The organism is Streptomyces sp. NBC_00490 (assembly GCF_036013645.1).
In the GTDB taxonomy this organism is placed as follows: Bacteria; Actinomycetota; Actinomycetes; order Streptomycetales; family Streptomycetaceae; genus Streptomyces; species Streptomyces canus_F.
This window is the reverse complement of record NZ_CP107869.1, coordinates 89,301-115,992: the sequence shown is the minus strand read 5'-3', so window position 1 is coordinate 115,992 and position 26,692 is coordinate 89,301. Positions and strand designations below refer to the sequence as shown.

The following is a 26,692-nucleotide window of genomic DNA, read 5'->3' as shown; positions in this document are numbered from 1 at the left end:
GCGCCCCGCAGGCAGACGGAGCGCATTCCGCCTCCGCTGTTGGGCACTGCGGTATAGGAGGCCGCACGGCCCGGATAGCCAAGTAGGAGCAGCCCCCAGGTGGCGCCACCGTGCGGATCAGGTCCAGTCGCTGGTAGTAGGGCGCGCGCGGGGAAGAAACCGGGGCGGGCTCCGCTGCTGCTGAAGGTGACGGTCCGTGCATGCTCGAGGACGTCTGGGGGCGGCGTCGCGTTATCGACGACGATCGCCTGGCCGGGGAAGGCCAGGAACCCCAGAACCGATTCGTGGGCGGGGCTGTCGCGGCTGGGCCCACCAGTGGCGGCGGGTCACCCGTCGTCGGCTACCTGGTCCACCGCGTCGAGCAGCGAGTCCACCAGTTCCTCATGACGCTGACGTTCCACACCCCGTGACAGGCTGGACAGCACGATGCCCTTCGCCTCACCCAAGGTGGTGGGGCCTGCGCCGAGCAGCTCCCGCGTGACGAGGATCGCGTCCATCACGCTCACCTGGCGGTCGCTCAGCAACTGCTGCACGGCGTCCATCCCTGCAGGCGTGCCGAGTAGCGGCCCGCACTCCGTGACGAGAGCGGAGATCCGCTCCAGGCGAGCTGGATCAAGCGGCATCGGCATCTCACCCCTTCCGTGTGGTGGGGCCAAAATACCCGGTCCGAACCCGTCCGCGGGATCGAGAAATGGGGCCACATCAGACTGAGGTGGGGGCCAGCTGGCCACGGACATGTTGCGGCCCGTCTTGCCCGAATGCGCTGCTCGGTACGTTGATCTTTTCGGGAACGCGGGGGAGTGGGGATCACAGGGTCATCGGAGCCGCCTTGACGCCCATGACCAGTGAGTAGAGGGTGTCGTTGGCGGTGATGAAGAGGCGGTTGTTCTTCGGGCCGCCGAAGCGGATGTTGGAGACCGTGTTGGGCACCAGGATGCGGCCCAGGAGAGTGCCGTCCGGGGCGTAGCAGTGCACTCCGTCGTCCATGGCTGCGGCCCAGAGGTGGCCTTGGTCGTCGAAGCGGATGTTGTCGAAGCGGCCGCCGTTTGTGCCGTTGGTCTCGGCGAAGACCTTGCCGTCGGAGAGGGTGCCGTCCGCGTGTACCTCGAAGGCCCGGATCTGGCCGGCCCGGGTGTCGGAGACGTACAGCTCGCTCTCGTCGAGGGAGAAGACCAGGCCGTTGGGGGCGCCGAAGCCGTCGGCCGCGAGCTGGACCTCGCCGGTATCGGGGTCGATCCGGTAGACGTTGTTGGCTTGGATCTCACTCTCGGCGCGATGGCCCTCATAGTCGCTGGTGATCCCGAAGTCCGGGTCCGAGAACCAGATGGAGCCGTCGGACTTCACGGCCGCGTCGTTGGGGCTGTTGAGCCGCTTACCCCGGTAGCGGTCGGCGAGCACGGTCACCGAGCCGTCGTGCTCGGTGCGGGTGACTTGGCGGTTGCCCTGCTCACAGGTGATCAGACGGCCTTCGCGGTCCAGGGTGTTGCCGTTGGAGTAGCCCGCCGGCGAGCGGAAGACGCTGACCGCGCCGCTCGCCTCGTCCCAGCGCAGCATCCGGTCGTTGGGGATGTCGCTCCAGATCAGCTGGCGCCAGGCCGGTACGTACAGCGGCCCCTCCGCCCAGCGGGAGCCCACGTGGAGCGTCTCCAGTTGCAGATCCCCCGCGGCGCACTTCTCGGTGCGGAACCTGTCGTCGAGTACTTCGTACAGCGCGGGACGGCCGCTGGCCATGTCCGTTCTCCTTCGTTCGCCCTGACATGCATACTCTGAAGTTCATCCTGCCTGAAAGGAGTATTGCAGGATGTCATATAGTCAGACCAGGATATGAGGTGGAACTGGTTCAGAGGAGAGCGTCGTGGATGATGTGGACCGGAAGTTGCTGAACCTCCTGCAGGAGGACGCCACGCAGGCCTACGCCGCTCTGGGCAAGGCGGTCGGGCTCTCCGCGGGCGCCGCCCACGAGCGGGTGCGCAAGCTGCGCGAGTCGGGGGTGATCAGGCGCACGACCATCGAGGTGGACCCCGCCGCGGTCGGCAGCGGCGTGCTGGCCTTCGTGATGGTCGACTCATCAGCCTGGATGGGCGACTCCGGCGAGCGCTTCGCCGCGATCCCCGAACTGCAGGAAGCCCACGTCATCGCGGGCAGCGCATCGGTCCTGGTCAAGGTCAGGACCGGGACGACCGAACAACTCCAGGACGTCTTGCGCCGGTTGTACGAAATCGAGGGCGTCAGCGGCACCCAGGCGACCGTGGCCCTAGAGACGTTCTTCGAGAGAGCGGTGCCAACGGTAGACTGAAGCCCCGCCGCCCGCGGGAAGAGCCGGACCTCAGCAGCCACTCGAACGCATCCCGCAGGGCGCCCTCATCCAGCAAACTCTTGAAGCACCGGTCATGAGCTGGTCGGCGGTCCGGCAGAGCGCAGCGCGGACCGCACCTCATCGAGGGCCGGGGGTCCGGGATCAAGAACGGGCTGACCGACCTCGGACGGCCAGCAGGGACGGAAACGTGCCTCGGAGTCGGCGAAGTCGTTGCGCTGATACCGAGCGTCCAACGGCCGCAGCCGGATCTGCTGGCGGGTGTCTGCCCACCAGATCTCGAAATCCGCAACCGTGCCTTCCACCGGCCAGTCATCGCTGTGTTCCGGAAGCCACAGGACGTCGACGAAGCCTGCGACGCTCAGGCCGATGTCCACAAAGATTCCGATCGCACCGGGCCGGGGAACCTTCACCACGGTGCCCTCGAAGAGCTGCCCGAAGCACAACCCCTGGCGAATCCGAGCCCACTCGGCATCTGTCACCACGCACGCATCCTCGCATGAGCGGCCGCACCCGTCTGCTGCCCCGTGGTGAGGCCTTCCGCATCGCGCGGTCGTCGTCCTGCACGGCGCGTAAACCTCTCCCGCCACCCTGCTGCGCATGACAGAGTGTCATGTGTTCGCTAGTGCGATCGAAGGGGGAGTAGGGGTGGCTGCGCCGTTACAGCTGACACGGACGCACCGGGTACTGATTGGCGTAGTGGCGTTCGGTGCTGTCGCAATTGCCGGTATCGGTTTCGCGGGCTCGTACACGGCAGTCCGTGAGCTGGCCCTTGAGAAGGGCTTCGGGAACTTCTCCTACGTCTTCCCGATCGGCATCGACGCGGGCATCTGCGTCCTGCTCGCCCTGGACCTGCTGCTGACGTGGATCCGCATCCCGTTCCCACTGCTGCGCCAGACGGCCTGGCTTTTGACGGCGGCGACGATCGCCTTCAACGGTGCGGCCGCGTGGCCGGACCCGCTCGGCGTGGCCATGCACGCCGTGATCCCGATCCTGTTCGTCGTCTCGGTCGAGGCCGCCCGGCATGCAATCGGCCGGATCGCGGACATCACGGCCGACAAGCACATGGAAGGTGTCCGCCTCACGCGCTGGCTCCTCTCCCCGGGCCCCACGTTCCTGCTGTGGCGGCGAATGAAGCTGTGGGAGCTGCGCTCCTACGAGCAGGTGATCAAGCTGGAGCAGGAGCGCCTGGTCTACCAGGCCAGTCTCCGTTCCCGGTTCGGCCGCGCCTGGCGGCGCAAGGCACCCGTCGAAGCGCTGATGCCGCTGCGGTTGGCCCGCTACGGTGTCCCGCTCGCCGAGACGGCTCCGGCCGGTCTCGCTGCCGCTGGGATCACCGACCCACCGATCGCATTCACTTTCGCTGCCGAACGGGCAGTAGCCCTAACGCCTCCTGAGGATCCGGCCCTTGAGCCCGCAGCAGGCGCCGAGGAAGGCCCGGACCCGCTGAGCAGTCATGCCGTAAGCACGACGGATCAAGCGCCGCGCGTGGCGGCGGGGCAGGTGCCCGAGGAAGCGCAGACGTATGAGGCCGAGGGCCTTGCCGCGGCCTATCAGGCCTGGATCGCCAACTTCCAGACCGAGCCCACCGCTACCCAGTTCGCGTACTGGCTCCAGGACCACGGCATCACCACCGCCGCCGGCGGACTTCTCACCGACACCCAGCTGCAGCCCCTGCTCCAAATCCTCAACCAGCGCTACGGCCCGACACCCGAGCCCACCACTGTGGAGCAGCAGGTGGACGACGAACTGTCCTGGTACGACTACTTCTACAACTCCTGGCTTGCGTATGCGCAGGAACACGGCGCCTACCCGGATGCCGGCGCCCTGGCCGCGTATGTCTACGAGCGGGATCAGATCGCCGGTCCCGGTGGTCGCCCTCTCGCGGGCGCCGACCTTCAGGCCTTCGTCGAGGACTTCCAGCAGCGCGAGGCCACCGCCACGGCCCCGCACGCCGGAGACTCAGCCGACAACTCCCGTGAGTCGCACGCCGACGCGCTTGCGCCGGGTGACGAGGAGACGACGGAGTCCGCGCCCGCCGGCGCAGGCGCACAGGCGGCCACGGACCAGCGAGGCCCTCGGGTCAGCGCCGCCATCGATGCCCCGCCGACGAACGAGGACCCGTCGACCGAAGAAGCCGTCGGCCTCACCACCGTGGACCGGTATTACCTGGCGTGGGCGGAGCACCAGGCGCAGCGCACGGAAGAACCTGCGTCCTCGACGGCGGAGGCCGAGGCGCTGTCCGTCTACCTCGCCGAAGAGAAGGGATTGCGCGGCCGCGGCGGCAAGCCGGTCAGCGCCGGCAACCTGCGCCGCTACCTGCTGCCGTTCCGGATCTACCACCTGTGGGCCGAGCAGCGCCTGCGCACCCAGACACCCTCTCTGGACGCCGTTGCACAGGAGTGTGGCGCGCAGGGGATCACTGCGCAGCACAAGCGGCCCATCACCACCACCTACATCGCCGACCAGATCGACGACTTCGAACGGCGCTGGCAGGCCCTCACCCGCCACCACACGCAGACCTAGCAATACCGGCCGGCCAGTTGTCCCCGCGCGTGGTCAGACAGTCGGAGAGGTTCTCCCGGAAGCGTGAAGCCTTCGCGAACGCTTCTCCCGGAACATGATCAAGAAGCAAACTCACCTTTACGGCCTTCGTCGTGGGCACGTGTGTCCTTGGTTGGAGCGCATGATCAGACGAAGGCCGTGTTCACGTCCGGCGTATCCTCACGCGAGGGATCAAGTTCGGAGTGCCGTTCGAGAGTGGGCTGTTTGCGAAGGACGCTCACTTCGGGGATTGCGAACTGTCGGCCTCGAAAGGCCAGACATCGTCAGGAAAGACCCGTGCGAACCAGTGGGGCTGGACGTCCCGCAGCCGCAGCGTGCGCCAGCGGCGCGGGTCAGCAGGTTCCGGGGCTGCGACCTCCACGTCAGGGCCGTAGGCGAAGAGCCTCTCCTGACAGACGCCGCAAGGCGCCAGGATCCAGAACCCGCGATCGCGATCGGCGGCAGTCACGCACACCGACGCCACCACACGTCGCCCTCGCTTGAAGGCTTCGCAGATGGCGCCGGTCTCATGGCACAGGTTCACGGCGCTGTTCGGCACGTCCGGGGCGGTGCTTGTGAGGATCTCGCCGTCGTCGAGGCGCAACGCGGCGGCTCCGGACCAGTCCTGCCCGGGAAAGCGGGTGCGCGTCAACTCGATCGCGGCATCCACCAGTTCTTGATCAACGGACATACGCGGAACCGTACCCCCACTGGACCACAGGCAGATACGAGTACCGAGCAGGGACGCACCCGCAGGCCAATAGCGGGAGGTTATAGGACGAGGTCAGAGCCTGTCTTTGAACCCGGCTACTGGCCCCCTGGCGTAACACCGGCAGCACTGGCCAACAGAGCAGGAAGTCCTGTAGCGGCCATCAGCGCGCGTGCAGACGGGCCCAACAGCAGGCCCTCCTGCAAAGTCACGCCACTGACACCTTCCAGACAGCTTGCTTCGCCCGCATCCTCCCCGGCGCACGAGACGGCCATGTCCTTTGACGATCAATCCAGGCCACCGCACTCTCCCGACCTGGGCGGACTTACTTCGATGTCAATGGATGGTGGCGGAGGTCCGCAGCAAATCAGGGCCGGGTGTATCGCCCGCACTCGAGTGCAATCGCGTTCGCATCGTCAATACAGACCTTGACGTACGCGGCACCACCGGGGCTGGTCCGCCGAGCAAGGGTGCCTGTGGTCAGCACGAGGGAAGCCCGGCGGCGGCGAGATGAGCTTCCGGGGCGTCGAGCGTGGTTCCGCCCCGGAGGCTGGTGCGGCAGCGTCACTTTCCGGCTCGGATGGTCAGGGCCGGTTGTACCGCTCACACTTGATGGGGTACGCGGTGTAGTCGTCAATACAGACGATGACATACGTGGCGCCCCCGGGCACATCCGCAGGGATTCCGGTCTTGAGCGGATACGTCGTGTTGCACTGAGTGCTGGTGCTCCTGGCATCGAGTAGCTTGTCAGCGGCACCGTACGTGCCGAACCACACCCTGCGGCAGCCGACGGCCTGGAGTGTTCCATCGACGCCGACCGATCGGTTGTACCAGGTCAGGGTGCCGTAGGCGTCGCTGGCCGCGTAGTCATCAACGTTGAAACGGCTGGTCGGATAGGCGGCGGTTTGCGCGCTGGCGGCGGGAGCGCCCAGCAGGGTGCCCGCGGTCAGGACGACGGAACCGACGGCGGCGGCGAGGTGAGTCTTCATGCGATCTCCACAGGGGTGAGCCGGTTGCGGCTTCACATCCTGGATGGGTCGGCCACCTGTGGCCTACCTCTTAAGTCATGGCTTAAAGGGAGCCGGGGCGGCAGGCGCGGGTCTCGCGCCCCGTCTTGCGCCGCAGTGCCTCGGGCTTCACGGTTCGGTCAGGGTGCCGGTCCGCAGCAGGGCCAGCCCGAGAGGGGTGATGTGGTGCAGCACGGAGCCGCCTCGGCGGCTGGTGGTGATGAGGTCGGTGTTTCGCAGCACGGTCGCGTGCTGGCTGGCCGCTGCCGCCGTGACTCTGAGGCGGCGGGCCAGTTCGCTCGTCGTGCATCCTTCCGCTGTCACCTGTAGAGCGGCGGCTCGCGTACGGCCGAGCAGAGACCCCAGGTTCCGTATGGCGGAGCCGTCCGCCGGCCCGGTATCTAACAGCGGCCCGCGGAGAGCCGGCACGCTCAGGCGGGGTGGCTGGGCACTATCGAGCGGGTCCCACAGAAAGCTCACCGGGTGCTTCGCGAAGACCGTGGGCGCGATGATCAGTCCCCTTCCCTGGAGACGCACATCAACTCGGCGCGGATAGGGAGCTTCGAGCACCGGTGGACGCCAGCGGACCAGTGGTGGGCAGATCGAACGCAGCAGCAGATCGATGCCTCCCTCCAACACCAGGTTCGCGCAACGAGCGGACAGCGCGACCAGTTCGGACCGACCTCGATCCCAGTAGGGCTCCACGGTCAGCCGATGGCAGGCGCGCACGGCATTGGCGAGTTCCCGGCGCGCGTCTCGGCCGCCCTCGCACACCCGCCTTGCCCATGGCAGGTGTCCGGGGTGGAAGTGGAGACCCTCGAACTCGCGTCGCAGCCGGGACACCGGGGCATGCAGCAGGTTGTCCACGGCGTGGTCCACACAGGGCACATCGCCCATCAAGGCCAGCAGATCAAGCCCCGGGCCGCGCACCGGAACCAGGGACGTCAGGGGGCGCGTGTCCGCTCCCATCCGGCCCGCGACCGCTGACCGCCACGCGCGGAAGTGAGGAAGTTCCCGGTTCTCTCCCAGCAGCTCCAGGCTGTAATAGACCTCCGCTGCGACACCGATCGTTGCGGCCACCCGTGTCCGGGCGAGGTCTTGCGCCGTGAAGTGAATGCGTAACACCGGCCGGCCTCCTGCCACCGAAACAGAGCGCATGAGCGCACCACCAGCATGCCCCCAACTCACCGCGCCCGATCACGCATTGGCCTAGAACGCGCCCGGTTTGCTGACTGCGCATGCGCGCCCGTGAACCGGTTCATGCGGCGGGTCGGATCTGCCGGGGCGTGACTCGGATCGTCGCCGACATCTCGGTCTTCTTTGTCCGGGAGCAGCAGGTAGGCGGTCGGCTGCGGGGAAAGATCCTCCCACAGGAAGCGGACGGCGGTGGCGGCGTCGTTCCAGCCCTTCGGCTCGGGCTGCCGCGTTCGAAGGGGGCGGCGATGTGTGGCTGATAGGGCTTCTGTGAATCTGGGTTTGGCCGCGGTCCCGTAGCCGACCAGCTGATGGGTTTTTGGTCAGTCGAAGGCCACGACGAGTCGGACGGCGTCCGCACCGAAACGGTCCGCCAGCGCCTTCATGACGGCAAACACGTGTGGCCAATGGGACCTGGGGCCCAGGATGGATCCAGCCGTCAAGGACTCGTACCGGTAGTGCAGGTCTCCGGTTTTCCACTCGACGACGTGGTCGCTTGCTTCCAGTTCGGGCGGGTGTGGACCCACCGCTGCCACAAGCTCCGGGGGCCATTGGGCGGGCACGAGTTGCTGATGCAGAAGTGCCGGCTGCGCCAGGGATGACCACGTGAGCCGGCCAATGTAGTGCTCCGGAGCAGTTGCTGGATCCAGTCCCGCGATCTCAGCCCAGCTGACCCAGGTGGCCCCGTCCAGGTGGCCGTCTGCCACCCAAGGCTGCAGCTGCTCGCGCAGGGTGCTCGACAAGTCGCTGGGCAAACCGCGTTCCGCGGCCAGGGGCGGGTAGCCCGCGTAGTTGCGCACCCCGAAGAGGCATCCGAAGGCCGCGTAGTCGGTCTCGTCGTACAAAGGCCACAGGTCCATGGCGCCGACCCAGGGCTCGCCCTCGTAGTAGTCCATGCCGACGCTGGGATGGCGAAACTCGATACCGCCGTGGATGTCCGTACTCACGGCGCATGACAGTACAACGGCTCGGGGCCACCGGCTTCGGCATTTTGCGATCACGCTTTCTGGCCGAACAGGATGCGCATCCAGGCAGCCCTCGTGCTGCTCATCGGTGTCGTCGGAGATGTCGGTACGCCGCATGGCAGACGCCGGCTGCGGCGAGCCGGGGCGGGTTCCTTGTGTGAGGCCCTTACCCCGAGGGACGCCGCTCTGGGCGTCACCGTCCTGCCCACCATCCCGCCGCAGCAGCGGGCTGCCCCTCCTGTCGGACGGGCTCGGCGCCCGCTTCCGCCGCGGGGAGAACGGTGACGGGCCGCTGCTGCGGGCACGGGGCCCCTGCGAACGGGTGGGTTTGGCGGTTCGCGTGGCGAGTGGTGAGGCGACTTCTCTAGGCTGCGGCGGCATGAAGGGGCGGCGTCCGGCGGCCGTCTCACGAAGACAGGTGCGGGAGAGTGCGGGTGGAGCCCTACAGCAGGCACGGCAAGTTGGTGCGGGACCGGATTCCGCAGATCATCCGGGCGGACGGGGCCGAGCCGGTCACCTACACCGCGGGCCGGGAGGAGTATCGCGGCCGGCTGCGGGACAAGCTCGGCGAGGAGGTCGCCGAGTTCCTTGAGGCGGATGGGGACGCGGCGCTGGAGGAGCTCGCGGACGTGCTGGAGGTCGTGCGCGCGCTTGCCGCGGACCTGGGGGTCGGCGTGGATCAGCTGGAGAAGATCCGTGAGGCCAAGGCGGGTGAGCGGGGTGGCTTCGCCGACCGGATTGTCTGGACGGGCAATCGCTGATCCGGGCCGTCCTCAGCGGCGAGTCGGTACACGACTTCGTGGACAACTGCGTACGCGGCTGGGGACGTTGGTTGGTACGCGGCTTCGTGCACCAGGATGCCGACGGCTGGGGACGCTGCGGTACCACCTGCCCCGCCTCGCCAGGCAGAGGCCGGCCGTCGAGGAGCAGCCTGTTGCTCTGGGGCTATGGGGTGTCTGCGTTTAGGTGGCGTCGTAGGCGAGTTCGGCCAGCTGGAGGGCGTCGGCCAGGCTTGTTTCGTCGGTGAGGTCGACGCTGACGCGGTACTCCCGGTTCCCGGTGGTGAGGGTCCGGGCGGATGTGATGCCGAGTTCGTCGAGTTGCTGTTGGCTGTGGCTGAGTCGGAGATTGATGGTGCTGTATTCGGCGTAGACGTAGGCGAAGCCGCCGAACTGGGATCCCTGCCGGCGCAGGCGCAGGTAGCGGCTGTAGTCCAGGGGGGCGTCGGGCAGTGCGTTCTTGCGCTTGATGCCGTAGACACCGACATTGTCCCACCGGGTCGTCTTCTCGAGGAACCGGACGAACAGGCCGGGGGCCGGGCTGCGGCCCAGCAGTTGACGGACCGTTTCCTGTCCCTCGTCGGCCACTCCCGGAATCGCCGGCAGCATCCCGTTGTCCGGGCGGCCTTGGGGGGCCACGGAAACGGGGCCACGGTGTCGGTCTGCCAGCTCCCTCAGTACCTGCGAGGCATCCAGTTCCTCGGGAGTTCCCTCGAACTGGAACACGGTCACCTTCATCAGATCCCCCTCATGTCGATACCCCGACACTACCGTCAGCTATGCATAGCTGCACCTATTTCATGTAGTTGCTCTGAGCTCACTCGGCGAGCGTGAGGCTCAAGGGGGTGAGGGCCCTCAGTTCCACCGTTCGCGCTCGTCCCGTTGTGGGGCCTGCGCCCGGCCCGGAGAGCTGCTCGTCGGAATCAGCGCCTCAACTCAGGGGTGGGCACTTGGTCGGCTCTGCGGCTCGTCGGTTGGGGGTGTGTCAATTTTAAGGCCCTGTCTCACATTCGGTGGTGACAGAGCGTCGTGACGCGTCGTTGACATTGGTGTGAGGGATGTCAACGAGCTTGTCCAGATGGTGTTTTCGGGTCTGTGCCCGCTGGTCATAGACGACGTGGTCGATGAGGGTGAGCGGATCGTGGTGCGGGCGCGGACGCCGCAGGACATGGCGCCGTGTCCGGTGTGCGGGGTGTCGTCGGGGCGGGTGCATGGCTACCACTGGCGGACTGTGGCTGACGTGCCGGTCGACGGGAGGCGGGTGGTGGTCCGTGTGCGGGTGCGGCGTCTGGTTTGCCCCACGCGCGGCTGCCGACATACCTTCCGCGAGCAGGTGCCCGGAGTGCTCGACCGGTACCAGCGGCGCACCACTCGTCTGACCAGGCAAGTCAAGGCCGTGGTCAAGGAGTTAGCGGGCCGGGCGGGGGCACGTTTGCTGGCGATACTCGCGGCGGGCGTCTCGCGTCATACGGCTCTGCGGACCCTGATGCGCATCCCGCTGCCCGCAGCGCGGACACCCCGCGTGATCGGCGTCGACGACTTCGCTCTGCGCCGGCGCCACCGCTACGCCACCGTGGTGATCGACGCCGAGACCCACGAGCGGATCGACGTTCTTGCCGATCGCACGGCCGACACCCTGGAAGCGTGGCTGCGCTTACGTCCGGGCGTCGAGGTCGTGTGCCGTGACGGCTCGGCGACCTACGCCGAGGCCATCCGCCGCGCTCTGCCCCGCGCGACGCAGGTCGGTGATCGGTGGCATTTGTGGAAGAACCTGTGTGAAGCCGCCCTCGGCGAGGTGAAGGCACACAGCACCTGCTGGGCCACCGTACTGGACGCACCTATTTACGACGGGCCCCGCGCCCAGACCACCCTGGAACGCTGGCACCAGGTTCACGGTCTGCTCGACCAGGGTGTGGGCCTGCTCGAATGCGCCCGCCGCCTGCAACTGGCCCTGAATACCGTCAAACGCTACGCCCGTGCGGATGCTCCGCGTCCCCAAGTACCGTGCCAGCCTGGTCGACCCCTACCGCGAGCACCTGCGAAAACGCCGGGCCGAGGACCCTGGTGTCCCCGTCCTGCACCTCTTCGAAGAGATCAAAGCCCTGGGCTTCACGGGTTGCCTGAACCTCCTGCACAAGTACATCAACCAAGGCCGCGCGGACGCCGACCGCAGCCATATCTCTCCGCGCCGGCTCGCCCGAATGCTGCTGACCAGGCCCAACAATCTCAAGGCTGAGCAACACCAGCTCCTGGCCAAGCTCACCGCCGCCTGCCCCGAGATGATCCAACTGGCGGCAGCTGTCAGGGATTTCGCCCCGCTCCTTACCCCTCACGCCGCCAATGCCGACGCGCTCTCACGTTGGATCGTCCAGGTCCGCGGCGCCGACCTGCCCCACCTGCATGCCTTCGCCCGAGGTCTGGATCGAGACCGCGACGCCGTAAACGCCGCCCTCACACTTCCGTACAGCAACGGCCCCACCGAGGGCGTCAACACCAAGACCAAGCGGATCGCGCGCCAGATGCACGGACGGGCAGGCTTCCCCCTGCTTCGCCACCGCATCGTCCTCGGATAGCGGCACGCTCCGTCACCACCGAATGTGAGACAGGGCCGTTAGATTTACACTCCCTTCATCGATCACGCGGGTGCGGATCGTGCGCGGGCGGAGTGGATTGCCTGGCAACTTGAGGGGGCCGGGCACCAGGTCGAGCTGGACTATTGGGACTAGCTGCGGGCGACAACGTCGTGCTGAAGGTGAATGCCGCGCTGGAGCGGGGCCGTGTGCTGGCCCTGTTCTCCCGGCCTACTTCGAGCTCGAGGGGTTCACCACTCCGGAGTGGACCGCGGTCCTGGCGCGGAAGGAAAGGATGGTCCCGGTCCGGATCGTTCAGTCTCGATGATCATGCTGCCCGTCAGGTGCTGCTGGCCGCGGTGAACGGCCCCACGCGGCCCGGTACACCGCCGGCGCGCCCCGGGGGGATGCGGGCCCGGGTGGGCGGGAGTGGTCCGCGTCTGCCCGGGAGTCTGCCGCGGGTGTGGAATGTGCCGGCCTGCAACGCTGCCTTCACCGGCCGCGACGGTATGCTGCTCGATCTGCGCAAGACGCTGTCCGCCGACCAGCGTGTCGCCGTCCAGGCTCCACGGCCGTGGCGGGGGTGGGCAAGACGCAGCTGGCGGTTGAGTACGCGTACCGCTTTGCCGGCGCCTATGAACTCGCGTGGTGGGTCCCGGCCGAAGGCCCCACCCTCATCCCCGGCCAGCTGGCGAGGCTGGCCGTGGAGAAGGAACTGGTTCTCGCGGCCGTGCCTCCGGCCGAGGGGGTCACAGCCCTGCTGCGCGAGCTACGCACCGCTCCCGTTGGCTGCTGGTGTTCGACAACGCCGAAGGCCCCCTCCCCGTACTTGGGCGACGACGACATGCTGCGCGTCATGGCGGCCGTGCGTAGAGCTCGCCTACCGTCGACTTTCCATGCCATCAGCCCCCAGAACCACCACGTCTTCGCTACCTGCGCCGACCTCCTCGGTCACGCCTGGGGACGGCAGGCCGAAATCTGTGGTAGGTGCCTGCCCGTACCTGTCGCACACGGACACGGTGCGGCAGGATCGGTGTGTGGGCTCTCGTATCGTCGGTATCGAAGAACTGCGGGGTGAGCACCCCGCCGTGGTGGCGATCGATGTGATGCGCGCATTCACCACGGCTGCCTGGGCTTTCGCTCGGGGAGCGGTGCGGATCGTCCTGGCGGACTCCGAGAGCGAGGCTCTGGAGGTGAGACGGGGCCACCCGGACTGGCCAACCCTCAAGGACGGACCCCCGTCCCCGGGCTTCGACCTGGTCAACTCGCCTGCCCTGATGGCGGGTCAGGACCTCGCCGGGCGCACCCTCATCCAGACGACGACGTCCGGTACGGTCGGTGCGCGGAAGGCGGTCGGCACTCCTCTTCTGCTGTGCGCGAGCTTCGTGGTGGCCGGGGCGACGATCCGGCTTCTGCGGTCCCGAGGGATCACGGACGTGACGTACGTGGCGACGGGTGACGACGGCTGTGCAGACGAGGATCGTGCGTGCGCCGAGTACATCCGACAGTGCCTCGCCGTCGGGGACACCGATGTGACACCCTACCTCCACCGTGCCAGGGCATCAAAGGCCGCCGCCGAACTGACGGAGGGTGTCCGGCGGGGGTACCGCGGCATCCACCGTCATGACGTGGACCACTGTCTGGAAGCCGATCGTTTTGGTTTCGCAATGGCAGCGAGCATGGAAGGTTCTCTTCTCGTCATGAGGCCCGTGGAAGTCGGCTGAAATTCGTCACGGAATCTCGGGTGCAGGCGGCATTGGTCTGGCCGGAACGCCGGATGAGATCGTTCCTTGATTGCCTGGAACTACTCGTCCGTAAGAGTGCCGGAAAGGGCTTCAGGTAGCTATCCTTGCGGTCATGTCATCGCGGACGTCGCCTCCCACGCGCGGCCAGAATCCCTGGCTCGGCCAACTGTCTCGAGGAATGCAATTTCTCCTGCTCGTGTGTTCCCTACTGGTGTCACTTGTCGCCATCTGGGGTGGGTCTCAGTTGTCGGGTGGATGGCGCGACGGGTTCAATGCGGTAGGTCTGGGACTTCTGGTGTCGGCGGTGTTCGGAGTCGCGCAGGCGGTGCTCACCGATCCCATCTCCAAAGAGATGCTGCGCCAGTCGATCACCCAGGAAGTAAGGGATGCGCTGGCTGATCTGCACAGCCATACATCCCCACGCACGAATTTCCGCCCAGTGACCAGCCCGGTCTCGGTTTCAATGCCATCCTGACCGATGACTTGCAGAGTTCCAGCACGTACTGGTATCGCGGAATTCACACCAAATTCTGCGCGGCCCGCTTCTCTATGCTGCGTACTTCTCATCTCCAGGCGCACCTACTCCTGCCGGATCCCACCGATCCGCACTCACTGGACGCGCGGTTGGAGTTCCGAGCGGCGCAGGCGGCGGGCGCCCACCTCACCCTGAGGGAGCACCGTGAGAAGACACTGCGCTCGATGTGGGCTGGCCTGGTCGGTCTCTTTCTCGTACGGAACAAGTGCGGATCGATCGAAGTGCTGTTCGTACCCACTCCCTCACTGGACCGTTTCGAGATATTCCAGAACAGTGTGTGGGTGGCGCTCTTCAGTGATATGGATCAAGGAACCCGTTTCCCGCGAGCCATGCGGTTTCCGCACGCCTCGCTGATCTACCGGATGCAGGAGGCCGAGTGCCTGGCCATCCGCCGCTCGCCCACCACCAGGCGGTTCGAGATCAGCAGGACCACGACGGACGACCAGTTCGGCGGACTGTTTCTCGAGATGACCGGGCAAGAACTCACGCCTCAACTGCTGGCCGAGTTGACGAGCGAGTACGAGGACACCGCCCACCGTTTTTGTTCCTCGATCCGGATGGAGCCCGCGCCCTGGCCGCAGTGAGCGTAACTGCTGCGCCCCTCGCTGATTCGTGGTGCCTGCCACCGGTCAGGCCGGGCGGTACCAGTCGCCACCTCCGGCATCGAGCAGTACAGCGGACCGGCCTGAGCCGCCTTGGGACGAGCGGATCACGCCCGCCATCGCCGCGGCCAGCACGCGCACGGTGTTGTCGTGGAGGGCGAGCCCACTGCGGCGACCGTCCGCGGCCAGGAAGTCCTGGAAGATCTCTTCCCGGGCCTGGTTGTTGAGGCTGTCCGATTCCGCGGTGCTCGGCCCGTCCCCCGACCGCAAGGTGATTCGGCTGACCGCCTCGCCACCGAGGAGTCGGTGATTCCGGTACACCACTACGTCAAAAGGTCCCCTTCCGGCTGAGCGGCCGTCCTGATAGGAGTGGACTTGCACCGACAGCAACGGGCCCACCTGAATCGTCATCCGTTCATGGCGCACCCGCCCGTTCCCCTTGTAGGTGTCTTCGGGCAGCGCCAGCCAGGCGCGACTCGAGAGTGCGGACTGCAGGAGTGAGAGCACGGCGGTCGTCACGACGTTCCCGCCGTTCATCGAGCGCGCCAGCAGCACCACGTCGGTCTCCCCCCACGGCTGTTCGGGCAAGGAAGCCGGCCGGGGCAGTCCGTCGTATCTCCGCCACTGCTCCTCGCCGAACAGTCGTTCATAGGACGGGTCGGTCAACTGGGTGTCCACGGCTCGGGCGTCGATCGCGGTCACGTCCATGAGGAGCTGGTCCGGAGGACGGCATGAATCACGGTTGACCTCGGTCAACCAGCAGAAGAGATCGAGGAAGTGGTATCCGGAGTGCAGTAGTTTCCCGTATCCGTACTTGTAGGGGTGCCCTTCTCGTGCGGCGAACTCCCACGGCATGTTCCATGTTCCGTCGGAATGGTACATGTCCAGATAGGTGATCGGAACTCCGTAGGACGTCACCACGTCGGTGAGGATCTCCTTGACCATTCGGTACCCCGGATGTGCGCGTCGCTGAGTCTGGACGACCACGGTCACGCCATATTTCTCGGATATGTCGGTCAGGAAGCGGTGGTCGTCGACCAGGCGCAGCGCCTCGGCCGCTCCGCCGGAACGCAGATCGCGGGCTGTCACCGGCTTTTCGAGTAGGACGTGCATGCCATGGCGAGCCGCCCATTCCACATACGTCCGGTGCGCCCGAGGCTCGGTCGCGACAATACAGCCCCAAGGCGGTGCACTGTGAGTTGCATCGTCCGATTCGAGTGCGATGGTCAGCGCATCGCAATGCAGTCCCTCCTCCACCAGGACGACGCGACGGGGCTGAATGAAACGTCCTGCCAGATATCTGTCGATCAATTCTCGTTGCGACGAAAGCTCGACTACCGTGTCTATGGTGAGGCGTCCTGCCGAATGGTATCGTTCCAGCAGCGGATAATAGAATGCCCGGGCGTACGGCCCGAGTCCCGCCAAGACGATGCGTGGAGCAACCGGGCCAGGCATAATAATTTCTCCTTCATTGAGGCCCTGCCGTAAATCGATCACGTACCGGTGTAGCGAATGGAGGAAATGTTTCGTGCCTTACGAAAAGGGTCCGGTCATCACGCCCGTCAGCGGTTTCTTCGGGGCCTACCTCTCGGCTGTCTCGCTGAAGACGCCTCTCACCCAGAGCGAGTTCACCGTCCTGCGGCAGGCCCTTGTGCGGTACCGGGTCCTCTTCTTCCGGGGGCAGTTCCTCGGTCACGACGAACAGACGGCGCTGGCCCGTAGGTTCGGGCCTCTCGCGCCTGCGCACCCGTGGCAGGTGACCACGCCTGGACAACCGTTCGTGCACACCCTGGTGACCGGGGGCGACCGGCCCATGACGCCCGAGCAGCAGCACCGGACCCGCTGGCGCAGTCCGGACTATCTGTCCGGCTGGCACGCGGACGTCACCGCAGCGGTGGACCCGCCGTCCTTGAGCGTGTTGCGGGCCGCGAGCGTCACCTCTCGTGGCGGGGACACGACCTGGGCTGATCTCGTCACCGCGTACGAGCAGTTGTCGGAGCCGTTGCGGCGGTTCCTGGACGGACTGACGGCCGAGCACCGGTACCTGGTGGGCTATGTACCGTACGGCGTCACCGACAACGCGCTGCGGACGGCGATGTCCGCCGGTTTCGTCGCTCACCATCCGGTGGTGCGGGTCCTGCCGGAGAACGGGGTGCGTGCCCTCTTCGTCAACCCGGCCTTCACGAGTCACATCATCGAGCTGTCGCCGCCGGAGAGCCGCCGGATACTCGACCTGGTCTACACCCACATGACACAACCGGCGTTCTGCGTCCGGCATCAGTGGCAACGGGGCGACGTGGTGATCTGGGACAACCGGGCGACCGCGCACATCGCACCGGAGGATCATGAGCATCTTGGCGAGGAGCGGCGGATGCACCGGGTGTTCGTGGCCGGCTCCCCAGCGATCGGCCCGACCGGCCGCATCTCGTCGGCTGTGTCGGGAGTGCCGTATCAGGTACCGGCGCATGGAACCGAGTGACGTACGACGACAGTTCGGCGGAGCTTCGACGTACACGACGGGCCTCCCGGCTGACGATGGGCGAGCTGCGCAGGTGCCGTCGTCGACTCCCGGGCGCAGGAGCCGCCAGCGTTGGTGTCGGCGTCATTCGAGGACGGCAAGGGGGCGGACGGGCCAGCGTGGCCCGTAGGAAGGGATCACGAGAAGGAGCCCGCCGTTGGCGCAGGTCGTGGGGCACGCCGTGAACGCGACCCGGTCCCCGTGACGGCAGAATCCGAACGCTTTTGAGTAACTCACCACCGTGGCCGTCTCCCAGCGTGGTCCCGATTCGGAGGCCACCTCCCTGACCGTGAAGATGGCCGGGAGGTCGAGGTGGCCCGGCGGCCCCTCCTCGACGAACACGGCATGCAGCCGTTTCGCGTCGACCGGCGGCCGGCCGACGAGGGGAGCGTCCGGGAAGCGCTCCGTTCTCGCGCGCGAGTGGTAGGAGAGCGAGACGCGAACACCCCGGTAGCGCAGGTTGAACCGATCGCGGCGGCTGGTCTCGAAGGCCGCGTACATGGTGTCCGCGCGGATGCCCGGGTAGGCGGCGCGCCACACGTAGTGGAGATTGGTCTGTTCATCCGGAGGCCAGCGGCGCTCCCAGCCCGACGTCGGGTCAGCGAGCAGGTGGTCGATCGCCCGGGTTGCCGCCGACACCGCTTCGGCGCCGTAGACGTCGAGGTCCACGTCGGACTGCTCGGCCGACAGACGCAGTGAGTAGGAGCCGTTCAGGCCGAGCTGGCCCAGAGCAATTCCGGCGGCACCGCTCAGCGACACGAGTAGATCCGCGACCAGCTGTTCGCGCCCGGGTTCCGGAGCCTCGACGATCCGTCCGGCCTCCTGCTCGGGCAGGACTTCGGTCGTGATGTCGATGGGACGGAGCAACTCGAAGCGCCGGCCATAGAGCGGGACGTCGACGAGGGGGAGCCGTGGTCGGACGGGGGTGCTGTCCGGCCAGCGGTGGTCACGGACCTTGACGAGGCCGTCACGCTGCGAGAGATCGACGTGCGGGGCGTCCCGGACAGGGGCCCAGTCCGGGACGGCCAGCACCCCGTTCTCGGGATGCAGGTCACCCACGGCCTTGTAGACCCAGCCGTCCCTGGTCCAGAACTTGTCGGCGTAGCGCGTGCCCCGGTCGGCGAACACACCGATCGCGGGGATCGGTTGCGCCTGCTCCCATGCGGGAGCGTCGACGGTCCACGGCTCACTCATCCGGCTCTCCCAGCAGCGAGGGAAGGTGGACGAAGACGAGGCGGGAGTTGTCGAAGTCGCTCAGGAGCATCGTGCGTTCGTCGCGGTCCACGTCCACGTAACGGGGGAAGAACAGGCTTCCTGCGATGTGCTCAAGGAGCGGGGAGAGCGATCGGATACCGCCGTCGGGGCCGACGTACAGGACTCTGTGCTGCCCGGTGTCCACGACCAGCAGTGCCGTGTCATTCAGCCGTGCCATGGCGCGGGGCTGCCGCAAGGGGCGGCCGGTGGCGGCGCGCACCTCCTCGGGGCCGAGCCAGGTGCTGCGGCGCCCGTCCTGGGAGACCCGGACCAGGCGGTCGGCACCTGTGTCACAGACCAGGACGGCGCCGTCCGGCAGCGGCAGGGCCATGTGCGGATCAGTGAGGCCCTCGTGCCACCACGTGGCGTTTCCTCGCCGGTCCATTCGCACGACCGTTCCGGTGTCGCTGTCCGTGACGAGCATCTCCAGGGGCGAGACGCTGGTCACCACGACGTGGTGGGGGTCGCCGAACGGCCGAACCGCGCCGGCTCCGCGCGGGCGCCATCCGGACAGCGTTCCTTGAGGGGTGCCGTCGCGGTCCAGGAACAGCAGGCGGCTCTGACGTCCGTCCGCGACCACCACCCCGCCCGCCGTCGATGTCGCGAACCGTGGCCAGTCCAGCACCGCCTCCGACGCTGACGGGTCCGGAAGGACCGCTTCAACCTCTCCCCCGGTCGTCAAGCGCAGCACCCGGTCGTTGTGGCAGTCGGCCACCCACACACTTCCCGACGGGGAGAAGTGCGCGCCCCGGGGCTGGACCAGTTCCGTGGTGGCGACATCGCACCGCCCGAGCAGTACGTCCAGGCTGTCGTCTAGGCCGATCCGCAGCAGCCGTCCCCCGCGTCCCTCGGCCACGAGCAGCGTGCCGTCCCCTCCCTCCTGTGCCGTGCGGGGATGCCACAGCTGCGGTGCCGACGTGGTGTACGCCTCGGTTCGCCCGCAGACGCGCACGGCCGCACCGTCCTCGATCTCCAGGAGGCGGTTGTTCTTGGTGTCCGAGATCAGGACGCCGCCCGAGCGGGTGAAGGAAGCATGCTGGGGCGCATTGAGCAACCCGGTCTCCTTGCCCGCCCAGCCGAAGCGACCGTGTACCCGGGACACCCGTGCGGTCGCCCGCCGGACGGCGACGTGCAGAACGACGTGCGCACGTGCGTCCGCGACGAGGAAACCGTTGCCGTCCGGTTCGGCACACAGACCCATGGGCTCCTGAAGCCCTTCCGCGGCGCCCAGTCGATGGCTCACGCGGCCCTGCGGCGTCACGACGAGCACCTCCGAGACAGCGGGCAGGGCGAGAGCCAGATCCCCGGACGGCAGGCGCACGGCACCGGCCGGCGGCCATGCCCGGGACGGCACTGCTTCCGCGTCGAGCAGCAGGACGTCGGTGCCGTCCGTCCTGTGCAGCACGATTCCGGCGGACGTCGTCAGCACGAGGCCGGCGGGGTCGGCCGCGGCGCAGATCACCTGTGGCCCGGTGTGCTCCCAGTGCCAGCCGTCCGTCAGAACTCCCAGCCCGTGGTCACGGTGCACCGCCGCGGTCGTTCCGTCGGGCAGGAAGAGTCCGCAAACGAAGCCCGTACCCTCCAAGGGGTCCCGGCGCACCCGGCCGGGTGCGGTAAGTCGGCGGCCCAGTTCCCAGGCGGCGGGACTGCCCGCCAACCGCTCCCGCGGCAGGGTCGTGGGAGCGCACAGGGCCGCATGCGGAGCGCGAGCCGCTGCACGCCCGCAGTCAGTGTCACCAGGGATGGGGATCACCTTCTCTGTGGGAGAACGGTGGAAGCACCGTCCTGGAATCGGTCAGCACCAGCCTCATCAGGTCATCGGCCGCCCGTGCCGGGGAGTCCAGAGCATCGACAGCGCCCATCGCGGTGCTCAAGGCTCCGGGGTGGACCGCCACGACCCGTACTGAGTGTGCAGCCAGTTCCTGGCGGAGACAGAGGCTCATCATGTTCTGCGCGGCTTTGCCGATCCGGTAGGCGTAGTGCCGGGGGCCCGGGGCGTCCTCATGCTCCGCGACCGCGAACGAACCCCAGCGGGACGACACATGCACGACGGTGGCGCCGCGCGCACGGTGGAGGGCGGGCAAGAGGGCCCGGGTGAGTCGCAACGGCCCCAGGCAGTGGGTGAGGAAGGAGCTGAGCACCTCCTCGTCCGGCAGCTCGCACAGCGGGTGCGGTGGGTGTGCTATGCCCGCGTTGTGGATGAGGAGTTCGAGGGTGCCGTTCGCGACGCGGGTGGCGAGCGCCTCTCCCAGGGCCGAGTCGGTCACGTCTCCCGCAGTCGGATACACATGAGCGCCCAGCGCCCGCAGGCGGGCGATGGCCGAGGCATCGCGGACGACGCAGAGGACGCGGTAGTCACGCGCCGCCAGCGCGGCGACCGTGTGGAAGCCGAGCCCCCGTGCGGCTCCGGTGACCACCGCCGTCGGCCGGCGCCCATCCTCCTCGGCCCGCACCTCATGCCCCGTCACGAGTGCCGGGCGTCCGGCTCGCCGGGACGATGGCCATGGCGCGTCCGGAATCGTCAAGGCGGGTGACGGCCGGGCGGTCGTTGCCACGGTAGAGGTGGCTTCCGCTCACCACGATCTGACGGCTGTGGTCGGGATGCCGGTCGAGTTCATCGACACTGCGGAAGCCCAGTACCATGCTCATCCGGCTTCGCGCACTCGTGTTGGCGCTGACCGTGTGGAAGGCCAGGGCGTCGAACAGCAGCACACCACGGGCCGGCATGGGAATCGGCACCGACTGGTCGAGCAGATCCGTGAGTTCCTCGTGCTCGTCCATCCAGGTGCCGCCGCCGTCGGGCTGGGGCACTCCGACGAAGGGCAGGTAATGCGAACCGGGGATCAGACGCGTGCAGCCGGTGTCGACCGTCGACTCCTCCAGGTAGACGACTGCCGTGACCAGCCCGCGGGACCACTGCAGGATGTCCCGGTGCAGCCGCGGTTCGGCGGTGTCCGGGCTGTTCAGGGCTGCCTGGTTGTGACGGTTCAGCACATAAACGATGTGGGGACCGAGCAGCGAGCGGAGCGGGCCGACGAGTTGAGGCAAAGTGATCAACTCCCGCAGCAGCTCCGGGTGGCGTTCGTACAGCCGGTGCAGCTTGGGCTGTTCTCCGGGGGCGGCTACGCGGGGTGTGTGGAGCTCGGTCTGTGTGCGGATCATGTCCCGCAGCCGTGACGCGAGCGTCTCCGGTACGACGTCCGGCAGTCGCAGATATCCGGTGTCCCTGAAGTGGCGGGTCTGCTGGGCGGTGAGGATCATCGGGCCCTCCCTCGGGTGACGTGGTCGGGCTCTCCGGGCACGCCCGCGACGCCGCGGCGCCGTGTGGTCGACCAGTGCCGCAGTCGTCGGGGCAGGTACCAAGCGAGCAGCCGGAACCGATGCCACCAGCCGTACTGGAGGGCCATCAGTCCGAACACGAATTCGTGGAGCCGGTAGACCCGGTGAGCGCCGGGGAGGAGGACTGTGCGATACGCCCCCGCGGGTGACCCGAGGAAGAGGTTGGCGGTGCGCAGCTCGTCGTACCGCTCCCTCAACTCGGCGTCGCTCGGTTCCGTTTCGCCGCTGCCGTAGGCGTCCCGCAGTGCTCGGTGCCGGTAACTCAGCATGCCCTGCAGGTCGCCGGACTCCCGGAACCACGTGGTGGATTCCCGGGCGTGGTCGTCGTGGGCGCGTGGAGCGCCCCGGCGCAGCGCGTCCAGGCTGTCGCGGACGTCGGTCAGGGCACGGAAGGCCGCCTCGTGCCGGTCGTGGTCGTCATCGCCGGACGCGGTGACGACCGGCGGGTCCGAGGGGATGCGCTCGAGCAGTCGGCGCCCGATGGCCCGAAGGTCGGGAGTGCGATGCATGTGCTCGACCACCCGGCTGATGGTTTCTTCCAGGGCGTAGGCGGCCTGCGGGTTGCCTTCGACGGCGGCCCGTTGTCCGTTCAGCCACCACCAGGCCGGCAACAGGCGCCCCTGGGCCCACAGACAGGCTCCGATGCGCTCGTTCCGTGTGTGCTGGTCCGGCTCGTCCGCCGGTGCGCGCCACCACATCCGGCGCAGCGAGTTCCACGCGCCGGCCTCCCAGAGCAACTGCGAGCGGACGGAGCGTAGTTCGACTGGATCGTCGGCACCGGTGCCACCGGAACGCAGCAGCCGCCCGACTTCCCGGTGCATCCCCAGCGCGCGGTACAGGAGGAAGGTGGCGCGATGTCGTTCGGCCGCGGTGACCACCAGGTGTGGTTCTTGAGGAGAGCGAGGCCGGGGTGCGGCCAGCGGGGGCAGTCCCCACCCCCGGGCGATCTCCGTCAAGAGGGCGTCGGTGGGTCCGCACACCACGTGGACATCGGCGCCGGCGGCGCGCAACAACGATTGCAGCGGTACGGGGGGAGCCTCCGGCACGTGCGCCCGGTGGTTGGCGTGCATGACCCACAGCACGCGCAGCCCCTGAAGCCCGTTCGGCGCGAGCGCGGCCACCATGCGGTCCACGTCGAAGTAGTCGCTGCCGCTGTAACCGATGACGATCACTGCCCGGTGGCGGCGCAGCAGCCCGGTCAGCGTGTCGGCTTCGCGCGGTGGGAAGCCCGACTCGATTCGGCTGAGTGTGGCGCCCAGGTCCTTCCCGTCGGGGGAGTCGGCGAACGAGCCGTGGAAGTGGTGGACCGCGTCGGGGGGGACGGTTTCGTCGTGCTGAAGCTCGTACGCCCGCTCGACGCAGGTGTCGAAGTTGGCGGTGGTGTGCCGGCCGCCGAGCGCGATGTGGCGGGCGGCGAAGTGGTGTAGCCGGTTCGGTACCGCGTTTCTGACATCGTCGAGGATGTCGAAGGTGTCCGGGAAGGCTTCGGAGCGGGCCCGTGCGGCCGCGTCCAGCGCTGTCTCCAGGCGCGGCAGCCGCGCTGTGGGCAACGTGGTGTCGAGCGCGCACAGCGGACTCGTGTGCAGGCCCACGACTTGGTGGTACGTGAGAACCCGGGCAAGGGCGCCGTCCTCGAAGAAGGCGTCGAAGACGCGCCTTGTCAGGTCCGGCCCACCGGGCAGACTGGTGGGTCCCTCAACCGACAGCCCAGCTCCCGACCATAACAGCACCTCGTGCGGCGCCATGTCGTGGAGCAGCGCCGCGGCCTCCGCGAGGACGTCGTTCCGGGCACTCACGGCGCCACCGGCGCCGGGCCGAGATCGTCGGGCAGCGGCGTCGCGGGAGCCGGCAGCGAGGCGTCCCAGATGGCTTCGAACCGGCGCAGCCAATAGTCGTACCAGTGCGGTGAGGTACGGCGGTCGAGCACCAGGTGCATCCGGTCGTCGATGGTGTCGTCGCCGAAACCGTGGAAGTCGACGACCAGCGTTCCGTCCGTGCTGTCACCGTTGACGATGAGCAGGCTGAACCCCGGATTGAACGACAGCCTGCGATATTCGAACCCGGCCGTTCCCGCCAGCCGCCCCAGTGCGCGCAGCGAACTGCGCAGGTTGGACTCGAGGTCGAGGTTGTCGTCCAGTTGCCTGGCGGCGTGGGCGAGCGTCCGTGGGTCGGAGTCCAGCACGACGAACCGGGCGGTGCCTCCACGCTGGAGGACCAACCGTCTCACGTCCTCGGCGCCGGCCAGGACGTTGAGCGCGGTGGGACCGTACACCCGCAAGTCCCGGGCGCGTTCCAGGAGCGGGCGCAGCGGGCCCAGGTTCTCGCGGCGATGCAGGACCTCGTCGGGTGAGGCAGCCGCGTGCCGAGACGGCGCCGCGGAGCGGAAGATCAGAAAGGCCAGAGCGGCGGTGGTGAACTGTAGGAGGCGTTCGCCGTCCACCACGTCGAACAGCCCGAGTCCGACCAGGGCGAACCCCAGCAGGAAGAGCACGTACGACTCGATGTGCCGACCGCGGCGAATGTCGTCGACGACGTGGCCGAGCTGCCGACGCAGGGTATTCACTCGTGTGTCCTCTCCGCTTTCCGCACGCTCGTCCCGCGTGCGCGCCAGGTGTTGGCCCTGCTGACTGAACCGGTCCCCAGTGCCCTGGGACAACAGATGGTTGTGTCCGTCTCGGGCGTCGTTGTATCGGCCCGGGCGGGAGTGAGGTCCGAGCCGTCTGCGGACGGCTGTCGGCGCTCGTGCGGAGCGGATGTGACCGTTTTGAGGATGGTGCGACCACGAGGTGGTTAGTCTCCGGTCGAGTCGTGGTTTGCCGACAGCGGCCGCCCGGTCGCCTTCGGTCTGGGAGTTCCGGCGGTCGCCGGGTCCGAGGAGTGCTGATGGCGACGTGGCGCGGCGGTTCCGGTACACCGCCCGGGATCGATCTGTGCCTGGCGGCCCTTCACCGGCGCGGCATCGCCGGGACCATGGCCGTGGTGGGCGTCTTTCGGGCGGCTCACCCGGACTTCGAGTGGTCCGACTCCATGATCAAATCCATGCTCAACGGCACTCGGGAACCCAAGCCGGAGTTCGTGCACCGCCTGGCGGGGCTGGCTGAGGTGCCGGCGACGCAGGTGTTCGCACAGCTGGGCTGGCTGTCGCCGGAAGAGGTGGCTCAGCCGAGCGTGCCGCATCTGTTGCGGCAGCTGCGCAGCGGCATTTCAGCGGCCGGGCAGCTCGCCCTCGACGGAACGGAGCCGTGGGCGGACCGCGCCGCGCCGGCGGCGGCCGCCGCGGTACTGGAGGGCGAGCACGGAGCCGCTCGGTTCAACGTGTCGCTGTCCGCCGTCGAATGCGGCGACCGCTATCGATGCGCTCTCATGGACGTCGCCGAGTTCAGCCTGCGTGCCGGCGCGGAACCTCTGGAGCTGGACAGGGCCGTCTCTCTCGCCGACAGCCGATCCCTGCGTGAGGCGCTGTTCACGGCCCATCGGAAGGAGGCGGTCGAGCATCCGGAGTACTGGTCGGTCAGGGTGGAACTGACCGCCCTGACCCACCGGGCCCTTCGGCACCGTGGCGAGTACAGCTGGCAGGGCCAGCCCGGTGCACGCATGTGGCTGGACCCCTCTGACGGTCACCGGCCCCGGCACCTGCTCGTTCAGGACAGGGTTGCGGGAGTGCCTAGCGGGGCTGTCCCTGCTGCGGCCGCGCGGTGTGCCGAGCGGGGCGTGGCCCCCCTCGTGGTGATCGGACACCGTCCGCTGGCCGGCGGCGCTGCCGCTCTGCTGGCGCAGGCACTGGGGCTCCAGTACGTCCTGCCCCGCTCCGGTGAGGAGATCCTTACGGACGGCGTGTTCATCCCGGTGCTGCGCAGTCCACTTCAGGGGCGGATGGAGGCGTGGCTGTCGGTCGTCGGACATCTACGGGACCGCGCCGCGGCGGGGGACCCGTGGCCCGCGGTTGTCCTGACCCGTCCCTACGTGTTCGACGCGACGGTCCAAGGGGCGGAACCCGCACTGCGCGAACTGCGGGATCTGCCCGCCCACGTCGCCTGCATCCGGCCCGCGGTTGCGATGCTGCGCTGGTGGGCGGAGCGTCGAGCTGCCTCGGACCCGTCCGGTCTCTTCGACGTCGAGGCGTGGGTGCACAGCGTGCTGGGTGTGTACGAGAGGATCGAGGAGGCCTTGCGCGCACGGCCCGCGGAGGGAACCTTGCTGATCCAGGTGCCCGAACCGGACGTGCCGTTACCCGTGGGCGGCCGGGGATGGCCGGACGCTGTGGTCGATCTACAGCCCAGGCTGGCCTGGACGATGCTCAACTGGCTCGACCTCACCGTGAATCGCTCCGGACCGAAGTTTTCCGGAAGGCTGCAACCCGGGTTGCTCGCGGAGTGGGCGCCCACGCTCCGCAACGATTCCGGGGTGTCCGCGTTGATGGCCCGCTGACTGAGGGGCCCGGCGGCCGACCGGTTCAGCAGACGTCGTCGGGTTCTTCCGGATCGGCCACGCCGCCGCACTGTGTCATTCGCATGTGATTACCTCCCTTCCGGTGTCGTCCAACGGGCTGCGGGATCCTTGGGCCGCCCGGCGCAAGCTCCCCTCGATGCCGGGCGGCCCAAGGCCCCCGCTTCGACA

At 67.9% G+C, this 26,692-nt stretch carries 23 protein-coding genes and 2 pseudogenes; 10 read left to right on the top strand and 15 right to left on the bottom strand.

All coding sequences use genetic code 11. From position 1 onward, the window contains the following. Positions 1 to 326: 326 nt before the first annotated feature. Both OG381_RS00555 and OG381_RS00550 read right to left on the bottom strand, forming a co-directional pair. Entirely contained in the window at positions 327 to 623 is a 297-nt protein-coding gene (locus tag OG381_RS00555; RefSeq protein ID WP_327714076.1) for a hypothetical protein, read from the bottom strand. 184 nt (positions 624 to 807) lie between these two features. Continuing rightward, a complete protein-coding gene (locus OG381_RS00550; protein WP_327714075.1) occupies positions 808 to 1,731 on the bottom strand; it encodes an SMP-30/gluconolactonase/LRE family protein in 924 nt (307 codons plus the stop codon). A gap of 124 nt (positions 1,732 to 1,855) precedes the next feature. Between OG381_RS00550 and OG381_RS00545 the strand changes: the two genes are divergently transcribed. Further along, positions 1,856 to 2,296: an Lrp/AsnC family transcriptional regulator gene (locus OG381_RS00545; RefSeq protein WP_327714074.1), complete on the top strand. Its 441-nt coding sequence runs from the start codon at positions 1,856 to 1,858 to the stop codon at positions 2,294 to 2,296. 92 nt (positions 2,297 to 2,388) lie between these two features. On the opposite strand, the gene OG381_RS00540 is transcribed toward OG381_RS00545, so the two are convergent. Beyond that, a complete protein-coding gene (locus OG381_RS00540) occupies positions 2,389 to 2,799 on the bottom strand; it encodes a hypothetical protein (RefSeq protein WP_327714073.1) in 411 nt (136 codons plus the stop codon). Between the two features lie 163 nt (positions 2,800 to 2,962). Here OG381_RS00540 and OG381_RS00535 point away from each other — a divergent pair. Further along, positions 2,963 to 3,653: pseudogene (locus OG381_RS00535) on the top strand (DUF2637 domain-containing protein); the annotation flags it as partial. Between the two features lie 1,443 nt (positions 3,654 to 5,096). On the opposite strand, the gene OG381_RS00530 reads toward OG381_RS00535, so the two are convergent. The 4 genes from OG381_RS00530 to OG381_RS00515 all read right to left on the bottom strand — a co-directional run bounded on the left by OG381_RS00530 (position 5,097) and on the right by OG381_RS00515 (position 8,715). Next, positions 5,097 to 5,549 carry a cytidine deaminase gene (locus tag OG381_RS00530; RefSeq protein WP_327714072.1) on the bottom strand — a complete coding sequence of 151 codons (453 nt, stop codon included), beginning with the start codon at positions 5,547 to 5,549 and terminating at the stop codon, positions 5,097 to 5,099. 602 nt (positions 5,550 to 6,151) lie between these two features. Beyond that, a complete protein-coding gene (locus tag OG381_RS00525) occupies positions 6,152 to 6,556 on the bottom strand; it encodes a hypothetical protein (RefSeq protein ID WP_327714071.1) in 405 nt (134 codons plus the stop codon). A 147-nt stretch (positions 6,557 to 6,703) separates the two neighbouring features. Continuing rightward, complete coding sequence (locus OG381_RS00520; RefSeq protein ID WP_327714070.1) at positions 6,704 to 7,732, bottom strand: ArsR/SmtB family transcription factor; 1,029 nt, start codon at positions 7,730 to 7,732, stop codon at positions 6,704 to 6,706. Positions 7,733 to 8,091: 359 nt separating this feature from the next. Then, positions 8,092 to 8,715, bottom strand: coding sequence for a hypothetical protein (locus OG381_RS00515; protein ID WP_327714069.1), 624 nt, complete (start codon positions 8,713 to 8,715; stop codon positions 8,092 to 8,094). A gap of 446 nt (positions 8,716 to 9,161) precedes the next feature. Between OG381_RS00515 and OG381_RS00510 the strand changes: the two genes are divergently transcribed. After that, complete coding sequence (locus OG381_RS00510) at positions 9,162 to 9,494, top strand: nucleoside triphosphate pyrophosphohydrolase (RefSeq protein ID WP_327714068.1); 333 nt, start codon at positions 9,162 to 9,164, stop codon at positions 9,492 to 9,494. A 201-nt stretch (positions 9,495 to 9,695) separates the two neighbouring features. Here OG381_RS00510 and OG381_RS00505 read toward each other — a convergent pair whose 3' ends face one another. Continuing rightward, complete coding sequence (locus OG381_RS00505) at positions 9,696 to 10,250, bottom strand: hypothetical protein (RefSeq protein WP_327714067.1); 555 nt, start codon at positions 10,248 to 10,250, stop codon at positions 9,696 to 9,698. Between the two features lie 340 nt (positions 10,251 to 10,590). Here OG381_RS00505 and OG381_RS00500 point away from each other — a divergent pair. The 5 genes and pseudogenes from OG381_RS00500 (at position 10,591) to OG381_RS00485 (ending at position 14,946) form a co-directional block, all read left to right on the top strand. Next, positions 10,591 to 12,085 (top strand): annotated as a pseudogene (locus OG381_RS00500) (ISL3 family transposase). Positions 12,086 to 12,127: 42 nt separating this feature from the next. Beyond that, the gene (locus OG381_RS49420) at positions 12,128 to 12,238 is read left to right on the top strand and encodes a toll/interleukin-1 receptor domain-containing protein (protein ID WP_443062015.1); all 111 of its coding nucleotides are present in this window, start codon (positions 12,128 to 12,130) and stop codon (positions 12,236 to 12,238) included. An 881-nt stretch (positions 12,239 to 13,119) separates the two neighbouring features. After that, positions 13,120 to 13,806 carry a 2-phosphosulfolactate phosphatase gene (locus OG381_RS00495; RefSeq protein ID WP_327714065.1) on the top strand — a complete coding sequence of 229 codons (687 nt, stop codon included), beginning with the start codon at positions 13,120 to 13,122 and terminating at the stop codon, positions 13,804 to 13,806. Between the two features lie 133 nt (positions 13,807 to 13,939). Continuing rightward, positions 13,940 to 14,302 carry a hypothetical protein gene (locus OG381_RS00490; protein ID WP_327714064.1) on the top strand — a complete coding sequence of 121 codons (363 nt, stop codon included), beginning with the start codon at positions 13,940 to 13,942 and terminating at the stop codon, positions 14,300 to 14,302. 149 nt (positions 14,303 to 14,451) lie between these two features. Continuing rightward, complete coding sequence (locus OG381_RS00485; protein WP_327714063.1) at positions 14,452 to 14,946, top strand: hypothetical protein; 495 nt, start codon at positions 14,452 to 14,454, stop codon at positions 14,944 to 14,946. A gap of 45 nt (positions 14,947 to 14,991) precedes the next feature. Here OG381_RS00485 and OG381_RS00480 read toward each other — a convergent pair whose 3' ends face one another. Then, entirely contained in the window at positions 14,992 to 16,461 is a 1,470-nt protein-coding gene (locus OG381_RS00480; RefSeq protein WP_327714062.1) for a Gfo/Idh/MocA family oxidoreductase, read from the bottom strand. A gap of 31 nt (positions 16,462 to 16,492) precedes the next feature. Here OG381_RS00480 and OG381_RS00475 point away from each other — a divergent pair, with 31 nt between their 5' ends. Then, entirely contained in the window at positions 16,493 to 17,443 is a 951-nt protein-coding gene (locus OG381_RS00475) for a TauD/TfdA dioxygenase family protein (protein ID WP_327714061.1), read from the top strand. Positions 17,444 to 17,566: 123 nt separating this feature from the next. Here the strand turns inward: OG381_RS00475 and OG381_RS00470 are convergent, their stop codons facing one another. From OG381_RS00470 to OG381_RS00445, 6 genes are all read right to left on the bottom strand, one after another. Next, complete coding sequence (locus OG381_RS00470) at positions 17,567 to 18,676, bottom strand: hypothetical protein (RefSeq protein ID WP_327714060.1); 1,110 nt, start codon at positions 18,674 to 18,676, stop codon at positions 17,567 to 17,569. After that, positions 18,669 to 20,264 carry an NHL repeat-containing protein gene (locus OG381_RS00465; RefSeq protein WP_327714059.1) on the bottom strand — a complete coding sequence of 532 codons (1,596 nt, stop codon included), beginning with the start codon at positions 20,262 to 20,264 and terminating at the stop codon, positions 18,669 to 18,671. Before OG381_RS00465 ends, OG381_RS00470 begins: the two co-directional genes overlap by 8 nt. Positions 20,265 to 20,469: 205 nt before the next feature. Beyond that, positions 20,470 to 21,204: an SDR family NAD(P)-dependent oxidoreductase gene (locus OG381_RS00460; protein WP_327714058.1), complete on the bottom strand. Its 735-nt coding sequence runs from the start codon at positions 21,202 to 21,204 to the stop codon at positions 20,470 to 20,472. Then, positions 21,191 to 21,997, bottom strand: a complete 807-nt coding sequence (locus OG381_RS00455; protein ID WP_327714057.1) for a phytanoyl-CoA dioxygenase family protein — start codon at positions 21,995 to 21,997, stop codon at positions 21,191 to 21,193. Before OG381_RS00455 ends, OG381_RS00460 begins: the two co-directional genes overlap by 14 nt. Then, positions 21,994 to 23,871: a hypothetical protein gene (locus tag OG381_RS00450; protein WP_327714056.1), complete on the bottom strand. Its 1,878-nt coding sequence runs from the start codon at positions 23,869 to 23,871 to the stop codon at positions 21,994 to 21,996. Before OG381_RS00450 ends, OG381_RS00455 begins: the two co-directional genes overlap by 4 nt. Next, a complete protein-coding gene (locus OG381_RS00445; RefSeq protein ID WP_327714055.1) occupies positions 23,868 to 24,638 on the bottom strand; it encodes a hypothetical protein in 771 nt (256 codons plus the stop codon). The genes OG381_RS00450 and OG381_RS00445 overlap by 4 nt, the downstream gene beginning before the upstream one ends. A gap of 320 nt (positions 24,639 to 24,958) precedes the next feature. Between OG381_RS00445 and OG381_RS00440 the strand changes: the two genes are divergently transcribed. Next, positions 24,959 to 26,503 carry a hypothetical protein gene (locus OG381_RS00440; protein ID WP_327714054.1) on the top strand — a complete coding sequence of 515 codons (1,545 nt, stop codon included), beginning with the start codon at positions 24,959 to 24,961 and terminating at the stop codon, positions 26,501 to 26,503. Positions 26,504 to 26,692: the final 189 nt, after the last annotated feature.